The organism is Mycobacterium sp. 155 (assembly GCF_000373905.1).
GTDB lineage: Bacteria > Actinomycetota > Actinomycetes > Mycobacteriales > Mycobacteriaceae > Mycobacterium.
This window is the reverse complement of the sequence record NZ_KB892705.1, coordinates 1,358,600-1,377,951: the sequence shown is the minus strand read 5'-3', so window position 1 is coordinate 1,377,951 and position 19,352 is coordinate 1,358,600. Positions and strand designations below refer to the sequence as shown.

Annotated in this window: 20 protein-coding genes and 1 pseudogene; 12 read left to right on the top strand and 9 right to left on the bottom strand. The window is 65.2% G+C overall.

From position 1 onward, the window contains the following. Positions 1-2 precede the first annotated feature (2 nt). From B133_RS0106400 to B133_RS0106365, 8 genes are all read left to right on the top strand, one after another. Positions 3-746 (top strand): alpha/beta fold hydrolase, encoded by a 744-nt coding sequence (locus B133_RS0106400; protein ID WP_018599896.1) that lies wholly within the window; start codon positions 3-5, stop codon positions 744-746. Continuing rightward, entirely contained in the window at positions 739-2,226 is a 1,488-nt protein-coding gene (locus tag B133_RS0106395; RefSeq protein WP_018599895.1) for an aldehyde dehydrogenase, read from the top strand. Before B133_RS0106400 ends, B133_RS0106395 begins: the two co-directional genes overlap by 8 nt. A 1-nt stretch (position 2,227) precedes the next feature. Then, positions 2,228-2,434 (top strand): tautomerase family protein, encoded by a 207-nt coding sequence (locus B133_RS0106390; protein WP_018599894.1) that lies wholly within the window; start codon positions 2,228-2,230, stop codon positions 2,432-2,434. Then, a complete protein-coding gene (locus B133_RS0106385; protein WP_018599893.1) occupies positions 2,434-3,477 on the top strand; it encodes an LLM class flavin-dependent oxidoreductase in 1,044 nt (347 codons plus the stop codon). Before B133_RS0106390 ends, B133_RS0106385 begins: the two co-directional genes overlap by 1 nt. Before the next feature lie 123 nt (positions 3,478-3,600). Further along, positions 3,601-5,046: a cytosine permease gene (locus tag B133_RS0106380; protein WP_018599892.1), complete on the top strand. Its 1,446-nt coding sequence runs from the start codon at positions 3,601-3,603 to the stop codon at positions 5,044-5,046. 78 nt (positions 5,047-5,124) lie between these two features. Then, on the top strand, positions 5,125-6,267 hold the full coding sequence (locus B133_RS0106375; RefSeq protein WP_026256056.1) for a zinc-dependent alcohol dehydrogenase family protein: 1,143 nt from the start codon (positions 5,125-5,127) through the stop codon (positions 6,265-6,267). A gap of 193 nt (positions 6,268-6,460) precedes the next feature. After that, positions 6,461-6,841 carry a heme-binding protein gene (locus B133_RS0106370; protein ID WP_026256055.1) on the top strand — a complete coding sequence of 127 codons (381 nt, stop codon included), beginning with the start codon at positions 6,461-6,463 and terminating at the stop codon, positions 6,839-6,841. Then, complete coding sequence (locus B133_RS0106365; RefSeq protein WP_018599889.1) at positions 6,841-7,167, top strand: hypothetical protein; 327 nt, start codon at positions 6,841-6,843, stop codon at positions 7,165-7,167. The genes B133_RS0106370 and B133_RS0106365 overlap by 1 nt, the downstream gene beginning before the upstream one ends. 160 nt (positions 7,168-7,327) lie before the next feature. On the opposite strand, the gene B133_RS0106360 is transcribed toward B133_RS0106365, so the two are convergent. The 4 genes and pseudogenes from B133_RS0106360 to B133_RS0106350 all read right to left on the bottom strand — a co-directional run bounded on the left by B133_RS0106360 (position 7,328) and on the right by B133_RS0106350 (position 10,378). Continuing rightward, on the bottom strand, positions 7,328-7,912 hold the full coding sequence (locus B133_RS0106360; RefSeq protein WP_018599888.1) for a hypothetical protein: 585 nt from the start codon (positions 7,910-7,912) through the stop codon (positions 7,328-7,330). Positions 7,913-8,097: 185 nt separating this feature from the next. Beyond that, positions 8,098-8,508 (bottom strand): transglycosylase family protein, encoded by a 411-nt coding sequence (locus B133_RS0106355; RefSeq protein ID WP_018599887.1) that lies wholly within the window; start codon positions 8,506-8,508, stop codon positions 8,098-8,100. Between the two features lie 537 nt (positions 8,509-9,045). Then, entirely contained in the window at positions 9,046-9,639 is a 594-nt protein-coding gene (locus B133_RS23565) for a hypothetical protein (RefSeq protein WP_369751485.1), read from the bottom strand. A 330-nt stretch (positions 9,640-9,969) separates the two neighbouring features. Further along, positions 9,970-10,378 (bottom strand): annotated as a pseudogene (locus B133_RS0106350) (YciI family protein). Between the two features lie 200 nt (positions 10,379-10,578). On the opposite strand from B133_RS0106350, the gene B133_RS0106345 reads away from it, so the two are divergent. After that, positions 10,579-10,830 carry a hypothetical protein gene (locus tag B133_RS0106345; RefSeq protein WP_018599885.1) on the top strand — a complete coding sequence of 84 codons (252 nt, stop codon included), beginning with the start codon at positions 10,579-10,581 and terminating at the stop codon, positions 10,828-10,830. A gap of 93 nt (positions 10,831-10,923) precedes the next feature. On the opposite strand, the gene B133_RS0106340 is transcribed toward B133_RS0106345, so the two are convergent. The 5 genes from B133_RS0106340 to B133_RS0106320 form a co-directional block, all read right to left on the bottom strand. Continuing rightward, positions 10,924-12,000 carry a low specificity L-threonine aldolase gene (locus B133_RS0106340; RefSeq protein ID WP_018599884.1) on the bottom strand — a complete coding sequence of 359 codons (1,077 nt, stop codon included), beginning with the start codon at positions 11,998-12,000 and terminating at the stop codon, positions 10,924-10,926. 142 nt (positions 12,001-12,142) lie between these two features. Further along, positions 12,143-13,963 carry a fatty acyl-AMP ligase gene (locus tag B133_RS0106335; RefSeq protein ID WP_018599883.1) on the bottom strand — a complete coding sequence of 607 codons (1,821 nt, stop codon included), beginning with the start codon at positions 13,961-13,963 and terminating at the stop codon, positions 12,143-12,145. A gap of 68 nt (positions 13,964-14,031) precedes the next feature. Then, complete coding sequence (locus B133_RS0106330; protein ID WP_018599882.1) at positions 14,032-14,964, bottom strand: PHB depolymerase family esterase; 933 nt, start codon at positions 14,962-14,964, stop codon at positions 14,032-14,034. A 61-nt stretch (positions 14,965-15,025) separates the two neighbouring features. Further along, a complete protein-coding gene (locus tag B133_RS0106325) occupies positions 15,026-15,466 on the bottom strand; it encodes an SRPBCC domain-containing protein (protein ID WP_018599881.1) in 441 nt (146 codons plus the stop codon). After that, positions 15,463-15,795 carry a helix-turn-helix transcriptional regulator gene (locus tag B133_RS0106320; RefSeq protein WP_026256053.1) on the bottom strand — a complete coding sequence of 111 codons (333 nt, stop codon included), beginning with the start codon at positions 15,793-15,795 and terminating at the stop codon, positions 15,463-15,465. The genes B133_RS0106325 and B133_RS0106320 overlap by 4 nt, the downstream gene beginning before the upstream one ends. A gap of 81 nt (positions 15,796-15,876) precedes the next feature. Between B133_RS0106320 and B133_RS0106315 the strand changes: the two genes are divergently transcribed. The 3 genes from B133_RS0106315 (at position 15,877) to B133_RS0106305 (ending at position 19,352) form a co-directional block, all read left to right on the top strand. Further along, positions 15,877-16,647 (top strand): DUF899 domain-containing protein, encoded by a 771-nt coding sequence (locus B133_RS0106315; protein ID WP_018599879.1) that lies wholly within the window; start codon positions 15,877-15,879, stop codon positions 16,645-16,647. Positions 16,648-16,848: 201 nt separating this feature from the next. Further along, the gene (locus tag B133_RS0106310; RefSeq protein ID WP_018599878.1) at positions 16,849-18,129 is read left to right on the top strand and encodes a GTP cyclohydrolase II; all 1,281 of its coding nucleotides are present in this window, start codon (positions 16,849-16,851) and stop codon (positions 18,127-18,129) included. Continuing rightward, complete coding sequence (locus B133_RS0106305) at positions 18,126-19,352, top strand: URC4/urg3 family protein (protein ID WP_018599877.1); 1,227 nt, start codon at positions 18,126-18,128, stop codon at positions 19,350-19,352. The genes B133_RS0106310 and B133_RS0106305 overlap by 4 nt, the downstream gene beginning before the upstream one ends.

Below are 19,352 nucleotides of genomic sequence, written 5' to 3'. Positions count from 1 at the left end.
CGATGACCGGGCCGACACTGGTTCTGCTGCACGGGGTGGGCCTCGACCACACCGTGTGGCAGCCGGTGACTGCACTGCTGGACGACCGGTTCACCGTCCTGGTTCCTGACCTGCCCGGGCACGGCAGCCGGCCACCGGTCCCGGCGGGAGTAACGTTGGCGGACTTGGCCAACGGCGTGGCCGACGAGATCCCAGCCGGGTCGCATCTGGTCGGATTCTCCCTCGGTGCACTCGTCGCGCAGTATCTGGCCGTGCACCGACCGGAGCTGGTCGCGTCGCTGACCTCGGTTGCCTCAGTGTGCCAACGGACTCCGGAGGAGCGGGCAGCGGTACTGGCCAGGCTCGACACCGCCGCCACTGACCTTGCAGCGAGTTCGGCTGCGTCCCTGCATCGTTGGTACGACGGTACCGACGTCGCCACCGACCAGATCGCACAGACGAAGGCGACGCTGCTGGCCAACGATCCGGACAGTTTTGTGAACTGCTACCGAGTGTTCGCAACCGGCGATGCCGAGGTCGGCCCTGAATTACACCGCATCGCCGTACCGGCGCTCGCTGTCACGGGTGAGCTCGATCCGGGTTCCACTCCTGAAATGACGTCACGCCTTGCCGCCGCCATCCCCGGCTGCGAAGCGGTCATCATCCCCGGTGCGCGACACATGCTCCCGGTCCAGTGCCCACGCGAACTCGTCGACGCACTGTCCTCGTTCTTCGGAAAATTCATCGGAGGTTACCCACGTGTCTGAACCCCGCAAGCTGCAGCACTTCATCGGCGGAAAGTCAGTGGAGCCTGCATCCGGTGAGTACTTCCCGAGCATGAACCCTGCCACCCGAGACGTGTTGTATCTGGCGGCCCGCGGCAACGCGACCGACATCGATGCCTCGGTGGCGGCTGCCACCGAGGCGTTCCTCGACCCGCGGTGGCGTGACCTTAGCCAGACCAAACGCGGGCGGCTGCTGCGCCGCCTCGCAGATCTGATCGGCGAGAACGCCGAGGAACTGGCCCGCTCGGAGTCCCTCGACAACGGCAAGTTGCTGCGCGAGATGCGCGGCCAGATGGCCACGTTGCCCGAGTATTACTACTACTACGCGGGTTTGGCCGACAAGATCGAGGGCGCTGTGGTCCCCACGTCGGACCGCCGAGTGCTCAACTACACCATGCGCGAACCGCTCGGTGTGGTCGGGGCGATCACCCCCTGGAACTCGCCGCTGACGCTGACCACCAGCAAGCTGGCACCTGCGTTGTGTGCCGGCAACACCGTGGTGATCAAGCCGTCCGAATACACTTCGGCGACCGTGCTGAGACTGGCCGAGCTCGTCATCGAGGCCGGCTTCCCGCCCGGCGCGGTCAACGTCGTCACAGGGTTCGGCGCCGAAGCCGGCCAGCCGCTGGTGGATCACCCTGGGCTGGCGAAGATCTCGTTTACCGGTAGCACTGCGACCGGATCGCGCATCGCAGCATCGGCGGCGAGCCGGTTCATCGGATCGACACTTGAGCTGGGCGGCAAATCCCCCAACATCGTGTTCGATGACGCCAATGTCGCCAACGCGGCAATGGGTGTGGTCGCAGGCATTTTCGCCGCTGCCGGACAGACCTGCATCGCGGGCAGCCGCGTCTTCGCGCAGCGCGCAATCTACGACGAGCTCTTGCAGCTGGTTGCCGATCGTGCCGGCAGCATCCGGATGGGCAACCCGCTCGACGACGACACCGAAATCGGTCCGCTGGCCTTCGAAGACCAGCGCGACAAGGTGGCCTCTTACGTCGACCTGGGCCGTGAGGAAGGCGCGAGGGTGCTCACCGGCGGGCGCGCCACCGATGCCGGACTGGGCGGATTCTTTTACGAACCAACGGTTCTGGTCGACGTCAACAACCAGATGCGGGTGGTCCGCGAAGAGATCTTCGGTCCGGTCGCGGCAATCATGCCGTTCGACACCGAAGACGAGGTCGTGCAATTGGCCAACGACACAGAGTACGGCCTCGCCGCCGGCGTCTGGACCACCAACCTGGCGCGCGCACACCGCATGGCCGGGCGGCTGGATGCCGGCACCATCTGGGTTAACACCTACCGGGCCATGTCACCGATGTCGCCGCGCCAGGGCTTCAAGAGCAGCGGCGTGGGCGTTGAACACGGTACTGAGACCATGAAGGAGTACACCCGGCTCAAGAGCGTGTGGATCAACACCAACGAGGGCCCGGTTCCCGACCCATTCGTGATGCGGAGCTGACATGCCACTCGTCGAGGTCACCCTCGCAGCTGGTCGCTCGGACGACCAGATCCGAGCCATGATCCACGAAGTACACGAGGCCGTGCTGCGGACCGTGAACACCCAACCCGAGCACATTCGGGTCATCGTCCGCGAAGTACCCCGAACGCATTGGGCAACAGGCGATGTCACCATCGCCGAGATGGATCGTAAGAAAGGTGGTGCGTGATGAGATTCTCCTTGTTCGTACACATGGAGCGATGGGACGAGTCGGTGAGTCACCGGCAACTCTTCGAGAATCTCGCCGAGCTGTCCCTGATGGCCGAGGCCGGCGGATTCGGCACGGTGTGGATCGGGGAGCACCACGCCATGGAGTACACGATCTCGCCCAGCCCGATGCCCTTGTTGGCTTACCTGGCCGGCCAGACCAGCACGATCCGCCTGGGCGCGGGCACCATCATCGCCCCGTTCTGGAATCCGATCCGGGTCGCCGGCGAATGCTCGCTGCTGGACGTGATCAGCGACGGCCGCATGGAGGTCGGGCTGGCGCGCGGCGCCTACCAGTTCGAGTTCGACCGCATGATGCCCGGGCTGTCCGCGGCTGAAGGCGGTAAGTACCTGCGCGAACTGGTGCCGGCGGTACGCAAGCTCTGGCAGGGTGACTACGCCCATGACGGCGAGATCTGGCAGTTCCCCACCTCAACCAGCGTGCCCAAGCCGATCCAGCAGCCGACGCCGCCGATGTGGATCGCCGCGCGCGATCCCGATTCCCACGACTTCGCGGTGGCGAATGGGTGCAATGTGATGGTCACGCCGCTGATGAAAGGCGACGAGGAAGTTGTCGACCTCAAACGCAAGTTCGACACCGCTGTCGCCAATCACCCCGAGGTGCCCCGACCTGAACTGATGGTGTTGCGCCACACCCATGTTCACTCCGCCGACGATCCCGACGGCTGGCGCCCGGCCGCCGCGGCGATCTCAAAGTTCTACCGCACCTTCGACGCCTGGTTCGGCAACAAGACCACGCCGGTCAACGGGTTCCTCGACCCCAGCCCCGAAGAGAAGTTCGCCGGGCGTCCCGAATTCGAACTCGAGTCCCTGCACCGTACCGCGATGATCGGCACGCCCGACGAGGTCATCGAACGGCTGCGCTTCTACTCCGAACTCGGGGTCGACGAGTTCAGCTTCTGGATCGACAACAGCATGTCCCACGACGAAAAGCGCAAGTCCCTTGAACTTTTCATCAAAGAAGTCGTTCCCGCCTTCAACTGATACGCGTTGTTCCGCACGTTCACAACGAATCTCCGCTGACTCCCGCCGGTCGTGGCAGTCAGGCCTCCTCCACCCACCGACTGACTCGTAGCCCGACAGCAAGCAGGACCGAAAGGCAGACCAATGAGTGAAGACGTTTCGCTCGCATCCACCGGTGAGGTTACCGCCGACCTCCATTATCGAAATAAGATCGCAGCCGTAGAGCCCTATAGCACCGATGCGATCCCCGACTCGGAGCGACATGGGAAGGCTGTCTCCCAGTTCTTCATCTGGTTTGCCGCCGGCATGAACTTCCCCATCATGGTGCTGGGTTTCGCCGCGGTCGGCATGGGCATATCGCTGGTCTCGGCGATTACCGCGATCATTGCGGGGTCATTCGTCGGAGCCGCCGTAATGGGCATCATGTCCAGGATGGGTGGCAGACTCGGTGTCCCCCAACAGATCCAAGCCCGCGGGCCCCTGGGGTTCTTCGGCAACTTCGTCCCGGTCGCCTACGTCAACGTGTTCGCCGGCATCGGCTGGGCCGCCGTCACGATCATCCTCGGCGCACAGGCGGCACACGCCCTGATGCCGTTCATCCCGTTCTGGCTGACCGCCCTCGTGCTCGTCAGCCTGCAGCTCACGGTGGCCGTGTACGGGTACAACATGATTCACTTCCTCGAACGCATCCTTGCCGTGGTGCTGTTCTTTGGCTTTTTGCTGATCACAATCGTGTCGCTCTCCCGCGGCTGGTCCGGTTCGTTCCCCGCCAACCCGGATGCGAAAGGATGGGTTGGTCCCGTCGGCGGCTGGATTACGTTCGCCGGGTTCTTCCTGTCCTTCCTCATTGCCTGGTGGCCGTTCGCGTCGGACTACTCCCGCTATCTCCCCGACGAGGATCACGTCAACCGTGCCAGCGGGCTCTGGACATTCGCGGGCAACTTCCTGTCGCTGTCTTGGCTGGGCATCACCGGCGCGATTCTGGGCCACTTCGCCACAGCGGGAGAGAGCCCGATCGAGGCGCTCCACCGCCTCACCGCCGGCCCCTTCGCCGTCATCGCGCTGATGGCTGTGTTGCTGTCGTCGTTCTCGCAGAACTTCCTCAACGTCTACGGCGGGGCGATCTCCATTCAGACACTGCGGATACCCGTCAGCCGTACCACCGGAGTCGTCTTCATCTGCGTGATCGCCTACGTCATCGCCCTCTGGGCGGACGAAGACTTCGAGAACAAGTTCAAGACGTTCCTGTTCTTGAGTTCCTACATGATCGCCCCATTCGGCGCCCTGCTGCTTCTGGACTACGTCCTCAACCATCGTCACGACCGGTCCAAGATCGCCGAACTCTACGACTCTCGGCGAATCTTGGAGTGGGGATTTGTCGCATGGCTCATCGGCGTCGTGGCATCCATGCCGTTCTGGCAGCTGGCGTTCTTCACCGGCCCCATCGCAGCCAAACACCCTGAGTGGGGCGACCTTTCATACGTCATCGGGTTCGTGGTCGGTGGAATCGCGTTCATCTTCCTCAACCGGCTACCTCCGCTGTGGCACACAAAAAATCCGGTTCTCCGGGACCAGCACCCGCATACGTAGGTCCGTCGAGACCCCTACATCCCGCGAGTCAGCTAGTTCGTTGACGACGACACCAGTCTCAGGAAAGTAACGCAATTCGTGGAGATCAGAGCAGCCGTTCTAGATGCCATGGGCGCCACCCCGCCGTATGCGTCGTCCAAACCCTTGACGATCGAAAAACTCCAGTTGCAGGCGCCCGGCCCGGGCGAGGTGCTGGTACGCGTCAAGGCCGCGGGACTGTGTCACTCAGATCTGTCTGTCATCAACGGAAGCCGCCCGCGGCCGATGCCAATGGCGTTGGGCCACGAAGCTGCCGGCATCGTGGAAGAGGTGGGACCCACGGCCGGTGGTGTCGGCAGAGATGACCTCAAGCCAGGTGACCATGTCGTGTTTGTCTTCGTCCCGTCGTGCGGCCATTGCGAGCCCTGTACCGAAGGTCGCCCAGCGCTATGTGAGCCGGGCGCCGCAGCCAACGGTGCGGGCACCCTGCTATCCGGCGCCCGTCGGCTGCAGCGCCAGGATGGCACCCCGGTCAATCACCACCTCGGAGTATCGGGATTCGCCGAGTACGCCACGGTTTCCCGCCGCTCCCTGGTCAAGGTCGATCCCGAACTGCCGTTGGTGGAAGCTGCCCTGTTCGGATGCGCCATACTCACCGGCGTCGGCGCGGTGATCAACACCTCACGGATGCCGGCCGGGTCGTCGAGCGCGGTGATCGGTCTCGGCGGCGTCGGATTGGCGGCGCTGCTCGGTGCGGTTGCTGCCGGCGCACGCACGATTGTGGCGGTCACCCGGTCTGACGAGAAGTTGGCGTTCGCACGCGAACTCGGTGCCACCCACGCCGTCAATGCCGGTGACCCCGACGCCGCACGGCAGGTCATCGACGCGACCGGCGGCGGTGTGGACTATGCCTTCGATTTCTCTGGCTCGACCAGAGCCCTCGACCTCGCCTACCGCATGACCCGCCGCGGAGGAACAACTGTGACCGCCGGCCTGCCGGCGCCGAATGCAACCATGCCGCTGGCGCCCGTCACTCTGGTCGCCGAAGAGCGCACCCTTCGAGGCAGCTATATCGGCACCGCCGTCCCGAATCGGGACATTCCTCGCTACATAAGCCTGTACCAGCGCGGCCGACTCCCGGTCAACCGGCTGCTCACCAGAACGCTCGAACTTGACGAAATCAACGACGGCTTCGACCGTCTCCACGACGGACAGGCAATTCGGCAAGTCGTCACGCTGTAAGTGCTAAGCCGTGGGGAGCGATGACCACGCCGTGGCGTGTCCGCGGCTTCCCGCTGTTCCTGTGCCTGCAATCGACGAAGGTACAGCAATGCCAGCATGATTCGGGATCTGCACGGGCCTCGGACCCGTATAATCCTCCTGCGTCGCGCTGGAGTTTGAGATCAGTGCACCCATAGGGAAGGAAAAGTCCGCCATGCCAGTGACTTCTTCGATTGCCCCACGGGCAGCGCTGCTCGCAGGGGGCGCCGCAGCGCTGATGGCGTGCTTGCTCATGCCGGCGACGGCGGAGGCAGAACCGGAAGACGTACCGAACTGCACGGCAGCAGATCTGGCCGGCGTCTCGGCGGGCGTCGCCGCATCCGTCTCTGTCTATCTGTTCACCCATCCGGAGGTCAACGACTTCTACACCGGGTTGCACGATCAACCGCGCGACCAAGTCGCCGACCAGGTGCGCACGTTCTTCGACAACAATCCGCAGGCGCACTCAGAGCTACTGGGTATTCGCCAACCACTCACAGACTTCCGCGACCGCTGTGGAATGTCCGAACCTGATCAGCCACTGCTAGGACAATAATGTTCACGACGTTGAAAGCGTTGACCAGACTGAACTCTCACCGATCCTGGGTCGCTGCGGCACTGGCCGTCGTCGCCGTTCCCGGTGCCATCGTCTTCATCACTCCCGCCGGCGCCGCCACGGCAGACGTCTGCGTCGGTGCCGGCCGGCGGATCAACGTCAGCGGCTGCACCAACATCGCTGGCGCGATCGCTCCCTACGCCCCGCCTCCAGCCGCCTACGCGCCGCTGCCCGAAGACGTACCCCCGCCGCCTCCCCCACCCCCGCCCGTCACAGGCTGTGTCGGCTACAACGGGCGCTGGGTCAGCGCCAACGGGTGCCGCTGACCCTCGGGTTTCGATTTCGCAATTGCCCGCTTAACGCCGGCCATCGAGTTCGACGCGTTTGCGCACCGCGCCGACGATCCCAGCCTTCCGGACCCAGAATCCTGAGGCCGGTTTCGGCGCGGCCGCGCACGGTGCACAGCCGCGCCGAAATGCTGTCGAGTCAGCCTTGAGCCAACGCCGCGTAGAGCGACCGCTTGGCCTCGGTAACAGCGGCCAGGATCGTGTTCCTCGCCTCCTCGAGCTTCTCCTTCTGCTCGTCCGTCCCGGTCCACATGATCGTGCGGGCCAGACCGGCAACCTCGAGGAACTCCTTGCGCAACTTGAGAACACCGCCGAACTTCGACATCTGCGCCAAGAATGCATGGGCGGTATCGCTGTTGATGCCCCGCCACGCCAGGATGTTCTCTCCGAATTCGGTCAGCGTCGCCACACCATCTTCGACCGTGACCACGCCTCGACCCGCCAACAGCCCGATGCCGACCTCCGCGGCCCCGTCGGGCGGGGTGAACGCGCCGTCAGTCGCCTCGGACACCCGTCGGGTGATCTCCGCAGCATCGGCTGGTCCATCAAGCAACAACGCCGCCGTTGCCGCAGCCGCGACCTTGGCCCTGCCGAAGCCCAGGCCAAAGCCATGGCCGCCGAAACCCGGCCCACCGAATCCTGGGCCGCCGCAACCGCCACCGAAGGGGCCGAAACCAGCTCCACCGAAACCGAATCCACCGGGGAATCCTCCACCGTCAAACATGTCTGCCTCCCTCTCGTGAGGTGTCCTACTGCTCGGTACAACGCTGCATCGCGTCAATATCACGATATATCGATTACTTACCGAGGTGATCTATCTAATCCAATCTCTCAGCCAAAAATCAGGTGCTGTGAGATTGCGCCGCTGAGCGACCCGCGGCAGGCGCCAGCCACACGACTGGGTGCGAGTCAGGCAAACGGGTTGAGCAGCAGGGTGCACAACCGCGGCAGGCGCCCGATGGGAATCCAAGCCACCATGGAACGACAAGTGCCCGAAGCGGTGCCGGCCGGGCCGCCACACACGGGCCACGCGCTCAGCCCCTGTGTCTGCAGCACGTTCCGTGCCACCCTGATCTGCTCAGCCCGGGGTGCCGCCGCGGGCGAACCCGTTCCACCGTTGGCCGCCCACGTGGCCGGCGTGAACTGCAGCCCGCCATAGAAGCCGTTGCCGGTGTCGGCCGACCAATTCCCGCCCGATTCACATTGAGCCATCGCGTCCCAGTTGGGTTCCGCGTCGGCGGTCGCCACTTGCAGGAACGTTTGGGCCGCGGCGATCGCACCGATGATCGCGAGCACCGTGACGATCTTTCGCACGAGCATGTCGATCCCCTCATGGCCGTGCGCTCAAGGCGCACGCCGGTAAAGGCAAGGACGAGACACCTTCCCGCCCTCCATCGTGATACAGAGTTTACCGATGAGGCTCGAGTTAATCAGGCGTGCTATCGAGTCTAATTATGTTCTATGAGTTTATTTAATAGTTATGCGTCAAATGAGGCCAATGAGGATGCGATAACACCCGAATCAGCAGGTCACGACATCGAGAGGTCAGATCAGCACTGAACGCCTCAGGGATCCCATCAATCACATAATTTGCCCGGCAGGATGTGACAATTGGTTAACTTGATACGCACAATACCCAGAGTTATAGCAGTGACAAAAATGAATGTTGTTACTGCTGTGAGATATGGGGCAGATGTGACTGCTGTTATTCAGCTGCCCCGTCAGAGTGCGTCGGCACGATCCGGGTGAAGCGCACCTTCAGGGTCCTCGGCGACGCGACCTAGCGTTGGCAACAAGATACGACTCGAGCACCCGAAACGATGGGCGCCTGAGCAGGAATGGAGCGAAGCTGAACCGTCAGGGCGCCGGAACAGCCGCAGGAACCTGCCCCGCCGGCGCCGGAGTGCCCGGCGCGGGAGACTGACCACCCGGTCCGTTGTACTCATAGCCGGGTGGCGGCGGACCGTTCAATGGGTAATAGCCGGGCGGTAGCGCCGGCCCAGCCGGCGCACTGCCAGGAGCAGGTGCTGTCACCGGAGTCTCAGAACCCGGCGCGTTGATCGATATGTATCCGGGTGGCAGTTTCGGCGCAGGCCCCGCACCAGGCGGTGGCGCAACACCGCCGGCCACATCGGGATCCTGGAGAGGCGATGGGTCGCGGGCCTGGTGCCACAGATCTCGCAGCGACCCGATCGGGCCTGAACCGTACTGGCCTGAGCCGTACACCGGATTCGCGATCTCAGGGACCTGCGGCGGACCGACGGGTGGCGCAGGAGGTGGACCTGCGGGGCCGTCGTTGGACACCACTACTTGCCCGGGCGCCGCGACGGCCGGATCTGACGGACTGGGCGTAGGGCCCGGATCCGCAGGATCCGCCAGCGCCGATCCGACGGGGCCCAGAACGGCACCGACGGCGGCCACTCCTGCGATCGCGAACTTCACAGTGTTGATGGAGAGTGTGGCGCGGCGCTGGGTCATCGATCCGGCGGTCCTCTCTGTTCCCTGTGGGAGTCTGTTCTTGCCCTCGACCACGAGAAATGAGCCGAGCTTAGAGGTTATGGTTGCACATATCGACCAGACGCGCCCATCTCACGTCGAATGTGCTCAGGCGCCCATACACGGACTGAGCGCACGGGTACGGGTCACCGGCCGTGCCGATTTCTGCGCCTGAGCCGCGGCCGCGGGCGTAAACCCTTGCCACCGTGGCAATGTCGCTCGATCGCTTGTGCGAGTAACTATGCGTCGACATCCCGCCGCCGGCGTCCGCGCGGCGTCGGGCAGCTACTCAGTGACAGCCGGCGCGTGAGTCAAGGAACGGACGGACCTCAAGCCATTCGTGGATCGGCTCGCCACCGGCACCGGGCGCAGCGGACAACTCGCCGGCCAGCTCGATCGCTCGGTCGTATGACTCGACGTCGATGATCATCCAGCCCGCGATCAGATCTTTCGTCTCGGCGAAGGAGCCGTCGGTCACGGGCGGTTTGCCCACGCCGCCGTAGCGGACCCATGCACCCTCGGGCGCCAGGGCCTGGCCGCCGACGTACTCGCCACTGGTTTCCAGGCGAGCCGCAAAATCGTTCATGTATGCGATGTGCGCTTCGATCTCGGCCGGCGTCCACTGATCCATCGGCACGTCGTTGACAGCCGCAGGCGCGCCCCGGTAGTGCTTGAGCAGCAGGTACTTGGCCACGAAGTTTCTCCGTTCTGGTCTACTCGCTGAGCGACCCTAGTTGTTTGGTTACCCCTGGGACCGAACCGCGACGACGTTCTCGAGATCAGTCGTTCGAATTTTCTCGGGATTGGCCCTACGACTCAGCCGCCTACCGATCGCTTAGATTGGTTAAGCTTCAGGTGTCCGACTTCAGTCCCAACCGCCGAGGTACGTAAAACATGATCCTCACCCGCAAGAGCGCTCTGGCGGCCGTCGCGGTCGCGGGTGCAATCGCCGGCTCAGCAATCGGGCTGGGCGCCGCCACCGCGAGCGCCGACCCTGCAGCGCCGCCGCCGTCGCTTGAGGCACCGGCCTGGGCGCCGCGTAAGCCGGCGCAGATGTGGGAGGGCCAGCCGGTCGTGTGGTGGGACTGGGGTTCGGGCGGCCATTGGGGCGTCTGGATCAACGGCGGATTCATCGCACTCACCTGATCCGCGGACCCGACCGCCACCGGAAGAGGTGACGAGAGTGCTCACGCAGTTCAGGCGAAATGCGTTGGGGCTGTTTGACTTCCGCATGCAGATTCAGTGGCTGCCAAATTCGTCGCGGATGACGGTGACGAATCGATCGACGTCGGCTTCCGTGGTGTCCCAGGCGGTCATCCAGCGCACCTCACCGCGAGCACGGTCCCAATCGTAGAACCGCACACGCTCACGGATCCGGTCGGCGATATCTGTGGGCAGCGTGGCGAAGACCGCATTCGATTGGCTGGGCTGAGTGAACGTCAGCCCCCGAAGCGCCCCGTCGGCGATCCCGGCCTCGAGCGCGGACCGCAGCCGCGCCGCCATGGCGTTGGCGTGCGCCGCACTGCGCAAGCCCAAGTCGTCGTCGAACAAGGCGAGAAGTTGCACCGAAGCGAAACGCATCTTGCTCGCGAGCTGCATCGTGAGCTTTCGCAGGAAGACCAGGCCCGCCGCGGGATCTGCGGCCGGCACCACCACCGCTTCCACGCCGAGTAGTCCGTTCTTGGTGCCGCCGAGACTGAGAATGTCCACCCCGGCGTCAGTGGTGAACTCCCGGAATGGCACGCCGAGCGCCGCTGCGGCGTTCCACAGCCGGGAGCCGTCCATGTGTACCGTCATACCGCGTTCGTGGGCGAAGTCGGCGAGTGCGCGCACCTCGGCGGATGTATAGACGGTGCCCAGCTCCGTGCTCTGGGTGATGCTCACGGCCAAGGGCTGAGCCCGGTGTTCATCACCCCAACCCCACGCCTCGCGAGCCACCAAATCCGGCGTGAGCTTGCCGTCCGGGGTGGGCACGGTGAGGAGCTTGATACCCGTCATGCGTTCCGGGGCGCCGGCCTCGTCGGTGTTGATGTGCGCCGTGGTAGCTGCCACGACCGCACCCCACCGTGGGAGCAGGCTCGTGAGTGCGACAACGTTCGCACCGGTGCCGTTGAAGACGGGAAACGCTTCGGCCCGCTCACCGAAGTATTCGCGGATGACGTCCTGTAACCGCGCGGTGTATCGGTCACCTCCGTAGGCCACCTGGTGACCGCCGTTAGCCGCGGAGATCGCCGCCAGAACCTCCGGGTGTACACCGGCGTAGTTGTCGCTCGCGAAGCCACGCCATTGGCCGTCATGGATGGGAAAGATCGCCACACTTCATCTTTGCATCGGCGGCGCACGGTTCGGCGTTCATCCGACTGATATGACGAAACATATTGAAAACAAATCGCTTTCAGCATCAACCCGGCGCTACCCCTGACGAGCGCTTACGCACGCCCCGCACCCCCGACGGGCGCTACCCGCCGAGCTCCCCCGCCAGATACTGGGCACGGCAGGCGCGCCGGGCCAGCTTGCCGCTGGTGGTGCGCGGGATCGCGCCGGCCGGGATGAGTCTCACGTCGGTGGCCAACAGACCGTGCCGGTTCGCTACTGCCGTCCGGATCGCCTCGACCGCCGGCTCGGGGTCGATGCGCCCAGTGCCGGTAGCTCGTTCAGCGATGATGACCAATCCAGTGTCCGCCGAGGTGTTTTCGTCGACTGCGAACGCCGCGACGTGGCCGTGCCGCACGATCGGTGACGCATCGGCCACCGTCGCCTCGATGTCCTGCGGATAGTGCTGCCCTCCGGCGATGACGATGAGGTCGGCCACGCGGCCGGTGACGTAGAGCTCACCATCGAGGTACACCCCGAGATCTCCGGTGCGCAGCCACGAGCCCTCCGTATTTGCACCGTCGGCGTGGCTGTTCGCGGTAAGGCGGCTCTGCAGTAAAGCGCCGAAGGTCGCTCGCGATTCGTCGGGCAAGGCCCAGTAACCGCGGCCAATGTTGTTGCCGTGCAACCAGATTTCGCCGACCGAACCGTCCGGCAGTTCGGCCGCGGTCGCGGGGTCGACGATGACGGCTCGCAGGCTGCGTGCGATCTGACCGCAGGCCACATGTGCGACGGCGCTCACCGCGTCAGCCGCGACCGGCACCGCACGGCCGGCGGCGAGTTGTTCGCGATCGAAATAGGTGACGGTCGCCTGCGCCTGCGGGGCGATGGTCGACACGAACAGCGTCGCCTCGGCGATCCCGTACGAGGGTTTGAATGCCGTGGCAGGCAACCCGTACGGCGCGAACGCCTTGTTGAATGTGGTGATCGCGCCCATGCTGACCGGTTCGGACCCGATGATGAGCACCACGTTGCTCAGGTCGATGTCGTCGCCCGGCGCGGGCAGGCCCCGCTGCGCTGTCCACTCGTAGGCGAAGTTGGGTGCCGCGGTGATCACCCGACTGTGCCGCGACTCGTCGGACAACGCGCGGATCCACCGCTGGGGACGACGGATGAAGGCGGTCGGCGACATGAGGGTGGAGTGCCCACCGTAGACGGCGGGAAAGCCGATCATGGACAGCCCCATGTCGTGGTAGAGCGGTAACCAGCTGACCCCGTGCGTATTTCGATCGAGCAGATCGATCGACAGGATCATCTGCAGCAGGTTGGTGCCGACCGCGCGGTGGGTGATCTCGATGCCGACCGGGGGCCGCGTCGAGCCCGAGGTGTACTGCAGATGCGAGACGTCGCCTGCGTCGATCACCACCGAGGCGAACATCTCCCCCGCTGCATCGGGGATCTCGTCGATGCACACGACCTGAGGTCGGCGCTCGGCCGGCAGGGTCGCGAGGAAGTCGGCGACCGCCGGGCTCGCGACCGTCGTCGTCAGGATCACCGCGGGCTGCGCGTCGAGCAACGCGGTCTCCAGCCGTTCGGCGTGACCCTGCAGTTCCGGGGCGAACAACGGGACCGCGATCATGCCCGCCTTGATCGCCCCGAAAAACCCCGCGATGTAGTCGAGGCCCTGCGGCGCGAGGATCGCGACGCGCTCACCGCGTCCGGTGATCCGTTGCAGATGCGCTCCGATGGCACGCAACCGAACACCGAGTTGGGTCCACGTCAGCTCGGTGATATCGCCGTCCGACCGGCTGTGATCGAGATAGCGGTAGGCGATGGTGTCGCCGACATTGGCGATGTTGCGCTCGATCAGCGATATCAAGTTGACGTCCGGCGGTAGCACGACCTCGCCGTGAGCGTCGAGGCAATCCTCGATCCGCAACAGACCTTCCGGTGCCTCAAAAGCCATGGAGGCAGTCTAAGGCGCGGTGCGGACCGGCCCGGTGTGCTGCGCGGGCTCGCCGCGGCCCGTCGGCGCTACCTCGCGTGGCTGTCGAAGAACTGCCAAGACTCCTCCGACGCGTCGAACCCGTGGCTGGCCGGGCCGACGGCCTGCACTGGCAGGATCTCTGGGGCACCGGGCCATGTGTGGCCACCGCCGTCGACTCGCATGAACACCACCGCGGTGCCCTGCGCGCACGGCGCATAGGTCATGCGTTGTGTACTGGTGCCGTCACCGGTCGCCGGAAGGTCCTCCTGCGCGGGGACGCCGGGACAGTCGTTCACCTGGCGCCACCGGTCGACCAGGGCCGGGGCGGAGAGGATGTCGCTGGCGCCGCCACGGCCGGTCATGGCCCCGCCGTCGAACGGCACGATCGGGTCCGCAGTTCCATCGGTGGCCAAGACCGACACCGGTCGGGACGGGTTGCAGCCCACGTCGATGCCGAGGGTCCCACCGACCGGAGCGATCGCAGCGAACAGGTCCGGGCGGTCGCACGCCAACCGGTTCGCCATGAATCCACCGGCCGACAGGCCCGTCGCGAACACCCGGCCTCGGTCAACCTGATAGTCGGCGACCAGCTGCTCGACCAGCGCGGAGATGAAGCCGACATCATCGATCCCTTGCCGGTCGGGCACCGAGGCACCGCGGCCGTCGGCCCAGCTCAGATCGATCCCGTCGGGGTACACCACGATGAATCCGTGCGCATCGGCGACGGCGTCGTAGTGGGTCAGCGCGGCCTGGTCCCGGCCGGTCGCGCCCGCGGCGTGCAGATTCACCACCAATCCGGACGGATGGTCGACGCCGGCCGGGACATGTAATTCGTAACTGCGGGCCAACCCGCCGTAGTCGATCTGGGCTGCCGCCCATGACGTCGGAGTCGCCGACGCCGTCGCCCCCGGTACAAGCACCGCGAGAACCACGACGGCAGTGGCGATCACCGGGCCGATACGTCCGAAGGCGAGCCGCATGGGTGCCAATATGCCCGAATCCGTCCGACCAAGCCGGGAGTTGGCTGAGATGACCGGGTTGTCAGCGGCGCTGCAACACGGCCGCCAACTGCTCGAAGGTGAGGATCCAGCCGTTGTGGAAGCTCTCGAATTCCTCGGACGGCAGCAGGGAATGCTCGATGGACATGAGGGTCTGATCGTCCCCTACCGGCGCGAAGGTGACGTTGACGACGCTGGACGCGGTGGGATCCGACCAGTTCGAGTTGCTCCAGGTGAAGCTCAACAGACGCGGTCGATCAATGGTCAAAAATTGCCCGGTGATCAGCACGCTGGAGCCCAGATGGTCGACGTCGAACCGCACTCTGCCGCCGACCCGGGGCTCCACCTCTACCGCCACACACCGTGACGGGCGCGGGCACATCCACTCCCGCAGCGCCTCCGGATCGAGCCATTCGTCGAACACCACCTCCGGCGTAGCGGGCATGACCCGTTGCACCCGGACCACCACCGTCTCGGTGCTCATCGACCGCCCTTCTTTCGCCGCAACCGCTCGGCCAGCGCATCCGTGCGCACAGACCAGAATTCGGTCTGCTCGTTGATCCATCGCTGGGCCAGCGTCAGCCCGTCCGGTTGCAGCGACAACCAGTGCTCCCGGCCACGCACCTCACGCCGGACCAGCCCGGCAGACTCCAGTACCCCGATATGGCGGGACACTCCGGCGAACGTCATGGGTAACGGGGCAGCCAGATCGGTGATCCTGGCGTCCCCTTCGCGCAGCGTCTCCAACAGCAGCCTGCGCGTGGGGTCGGCAAGCGCCGCATACGCCCGGTCCAACACCCGATCTTCAACCATGTTGTTGACTATATCCGCCTGGCGTGGTGTGCTGAAAAACAAATATTCAACCATATTGTTTAATTTCATGAGGAGCACACGATGAAGACTCCGCCGATCGTCACCGCACAGGAATGGAATGCCACATACCAGCAGATGCTGGTTCGCGAAAAGGAATTCACCCGGGCTCGAGATGAACTGGCTGCTGCGCGCCGCCGCATGCCGTGGACCCGGGTACGCCCGGACTACGAATTCGACGGCCCAGACGGGATTGTCACGCTGCTCGACCTGTTCGACGGCCGGCGCCAACTCATTATCTATCGCGCATTCGTCGACCCGGGAGTGCACGGCTGGCCCGAACATGGTTGTGTCGGTTGCTCATTGATGGCCGACCACATCGGCAACCTCGCCCACCTCAACGCCCGCAATACCACGCTGGTGTACGCCTCGCGCGGCTCGCAGGGCGACATCGCACGGATCAAGATGCGGATGGGCTGGAACATCCCCTGGTACACCATCGTTGCCGACAAAGATTCCGGACGTGCCTTCGATGTCGACTTCGGAGTGGACCAATGGCACGGCACCAACGCATTCATCCGTGCCGGCGACCGCGTCTTCCGCACCTACTTCATCAACAACCGCGGCGACGAGGTGTTCGTCAACACCTGGGCGTTCCTCGACATGACAGCTTTAGGCCGCCAGGAGACCTGGGAGGACTCGCCCGACGGTTACCCCCAGACCGCACCGTACGAATGGTGGGACTGGCACGACGAATACGGCAACCATGAACCGTCCAGGTGGTTCGGCGACCCGGACCCGACCGACCCCGATGACCCCCGGCCGGCTGCGTGCCAGTGTGAAGCCGGTCGGTGAGCTCAGCGGTTCGCGTGCGATCCAGATACCGTGCGACGTTCGCCGGTTCGAGATCTGAACCGTCGAGGTAAGGATTGAGCAACGGTCCGATCCGCCAGCCCTTTGTACCTGACAATCCCATCACACTGCGGCGATGCCGCTGCGCGGCCGGATAATTCGGGGTTGACTGGAGGCCTAGCGCCACAGAAAGGGGCGACGGTCATGGTGGTGGATTCAGGCTCTGCCGCTCCGGTGCCGAGCCGCGGCCCGGCCCGGCACATCCGGCTGACCTCGCACAGCGGTGCGGCCGATGCGTTGACCATCCACTGGGGCGCGCCGACCGCCGCTGAGCGTGGCCCCGTCATCGGAACGACGACCACGCGTGCCCACCGCAATGTAATCGGCACCCACAGCGGGTCTTACAGCGTGTACCGCGCCCTGGCCGTGGCGGCCGGAGCGCTCTCGCGCGAACACCGGGCAGATCTGACCAACACCGCGCCCACCGATGTGATCGGGCCTTACCCGCAGTGGAGCGATCCGGCCACGATCGTGAGCCTGGATCCGTGGGGGGCGATGGTCGCCGAGGCGTTCGCCGCCGAGCTGACCGCCGGCTACGACATCCGTCCTACCATCGCCGTGACCAAGGCCCATGTGATCGTTCCGGAGATCGCCGAGGCTGTTGCCAAGGGCCGGCTCCAGCCCGACGGACGGGTCCTGTTACCCAGCGGCGCCGCGCTGGTCACCAAGGCCGCGATCGAGCCGGTCTGGTATCTGCCCGGTGTCGCGGCACGGTTCGGGTGCAGTGAAAACGACCTGCGCCGCGTGTTGTTCGAGGAGACCGGCGGCATGTACCCCGAGCTCGTCACCCGTGGTGATCTCGAGGTGTTCCTGCCGCCGATCGGCGGGCAGACCGTCTACATTTTCGGCGCCCCGCGCGATCTGGCCGACGTGGGCGTCGAATTGACTGCCCGGGTCCACGACGAGTGCAACGGGTCAGACGTCTTCGGATCCGACATCTGTACCTGCCGGCCGTATCTCACCCACGCAATCGAGGAATGCATCCGCGGCGTCCAGCGTGGCGGCGTCGGCCTGGTCGCCTACTCCCGCAAAGAGGGCCGCGCACTCGGTGAGGTCACCAAATTCCTGGTCTACAACGCCCGCAAGCGTCAGGAGGGGGGCGACACCGCAGAGGCCTATTTCACCCGAACCGAATGTGTTGCCGGAGTGCAGGATATGCGGTTCCAGGAACTCATGCCCGATGTGCTGCACTGGCTGGGCATCCGCAAGATCCATCGCCTGGTATCCATGAGCAACATGAAGTACGACGCCATCACCGGATCCGGCATCGAGGTCGGCGAACGGGTGAACATCCCCGACGAGCTGATCCCCGCGGACGCTCGTGTCGAGATCGACGCGAAGATGGCCGCCGGCTATTTCACGCCCGGACCCGTACCCGACGCCGAGGAACTGAAGATCGCCAAGGGCCGCGGTCTGTCGTCATGACCGCCGCCGACACGGAGACCGACGCCGCGGTCGCCACCCTGCGCACCACCGGCGCGATCCGCGAACGGGCGGGTGTCCTGCTGCAACGGGCCCGGGCGGGCCGCTCACCGTGGTTCGTGGTCGACGACGATGCGCTGCCCCACGCGGTTGCCGAGGTCGTCTCGGTCACCCGCGAGCGGTACCCCGATCTGCGCATCCCGTATCACAGCCGATGGCGCCACTTCGAGGCCGGCGGCTTAGACCGTAAGGCCGAACTCGACGCCCGCCTGGCGGATCTGGTCCCCGCGAAACGGGCCAGAACACTCATCGATCTAACTGTGATCAGCGTCCTGCTCGACGCCGGCGCCGGGCCCAGCTGGCAGTACCGCGAAACCGTCACCGGCCAACGCTTCGCCCGCTCCGAAGGGCTCGCAGTGGCGAGCTGGCACGCATTCCTCGACGGAACGTTCTCCAGCGACCCAACACGACCGTGGCAGGCCGACGCCATCGGGCTTGCCACCCTGCAACCCGATGCACTCGCGCGGGCGTTCCAGGTGGATTCGCACAATCCCCTCGTCGGACTCGACGGCCGGGTGCAGTTGTTGCATCGCCTGGGTGCCGCACTGGCGGCCCAACCCGAGGTGTTCGGACAGCCGGGCCGCCCCGGCGGGCTATTCGACACTCTCGGCGGCCCAACCGTCACCGCCCACACCATCTTGAGTCGGCTGTTGACATCACTTTCCGGTATCTGGTTGGCCGACAACGCTATAGACGGCCAACCCCTCGGCGACTGCTGGCCTCACCCCGCGGTGCCCGGCGACGGACCGTCGTGGGGCTGGATGCCGTTCCACAAGCTGTCGCAATGGTTGACCTACTCGCTGCTAGAACCGCTCGAATGGGCCGGCGTGCACGTGAGCGGCCTGGAGGCACTGACCGGGCTGCCCGAGTACCGCAATGGCGGTCTCCTGCTCGACACCGCGGTGTTGCAACTCCGGAAGCCCGAGTGGGCGGCGCGTACGTGGTCTGTCGGAGACGAACTCGTGGTGGAGTGGCGTGCCCTTACCGTCGCGCTGCTCGACGAACTCGCCGCGCAGGTACGGACACGACTCGGCGCCGGCGCAGAGCGACTGCCGTTGGCCTGTGTGCTCGAAGGCGGTACCTGGGCAGCCGGGCGGCGACTGGCCGGACGGCTGCGGGCCGGCCGGCCGCCGCTGGCCGTCAGCAGCGACGGCACGGTCTTCTAA

Bases quoted from the DNA above. Each gene is read 5' to 3' on its own strand.
- B133_RS0106400 (WP_018599896.1), top strand. From the start codon at position 3: ATGACCGGGCCGACACTGGTTCTGCTGCACGGGGTGGGCCTCGACCAC.
- B133_RS0106390 (WP_018599894.1), top strand. From the start codon at position 2,228: ATGCCACTCGTCGAGGTCACCCTCGCAGCTGGTCGCTCGGACGACCAG.
- B133_RS0106385 (WP_018599893.1), top strand. From the start codon at position 2,434: ATGAGATTCTCCTTGTTCGTACACATGGAGCGATGGGACGAGTCGGTG.
- B133_RS0106380 (WP_018599892.1), top strand. From the start codon at position 3,601: ATGAGTGAAGACGTTTCGCTCGCATCCACCGGTGAGGTTACCGCCGAC.
- B133_RS0106370 (WP_026256055.1), top strand. From the start codon at position 6,461: ATGCCAGTGACTTCTTCGATTGCCCCACGGGCAGCGCTGCTCGCAGGG.
- B133_RS0106365 (WP_018599889.1), top strand. From the start codon at position 6,841: ATGTTCACGACGTTGAAAGCGTTGACCAGACTGAACTCTCACCGATCC.
- B133_RS0106360 (WP_018599888.1), bottom strand. From the start codon at position 7,912: ATGTTTGACGGTGGAGGATTCCCCGGTGGATTCGGTTTCGGTGGAGCT.
- B133_RS0106355 (WP_018599887.1), bottom strand. From the start codon at position 8,508: ATGCTCGTGCGAAAGATCGTCACGGTGCTCGCGATCATCGGTGCGATC.
- B133_RS0106345 (WP_018599885.1), top strand. From the start codon at position 10,579: ATGATCCTCACCCGCAAGAGCGCTCTGGCGGCCGTCGCGGTCGCGGGT.
- B133_RS0106335 (WP_018599883.1), bottom strand. From the start codon at position 13,963: ATGGCTTTTGAGGCACCGGAAGGTCTGTTGCGGATCGAGGATTGCCTC.
- B133_RS0106330 (WP_018599882.1), bottom strand. From the start codon at position 14,964: ATGCGGCTCGCCTTCGGACGTATCGGCCCGGTGATCGCCACTGCCGTC.
- B133_RS0106325 (WP_018599881.1), bottom strand. From the start codon at position 15,466: ATGAGCACCGAGACGGTGGTGGTCCGGGTGCAACGGGTCATGCCCGCT.
- B133_RS0106320 (WP_026256053.1), bottom strand. From the start codon at position 15,795: ATGGTTGAAGATCGGGTGTTGGACCGGGCGTATGCGGCGCTTGCCGAC.
- B133_RS0106315 (WP_018599879.1), top strand. From the start codon at position 15,877: ATGAAGACTCCGCCGATCGTCACCGCACAGGAATGGAATGCCACATAC.
- B133_RS0106310 (WP_018599878.1), top strand. From the start codon at position 16,849: ATGGTGGTGGATTCAGGCTCTGCCGCTCCGGTGCCGAGCCGCGGCCCG.
- B133_RS0106305 (WP_018599877.1), top strand. From the start codon at position 18,126: ATGACCGCCGCCGACACGGAGACCGACGCCGCGGTCGCCACCCTGCGC.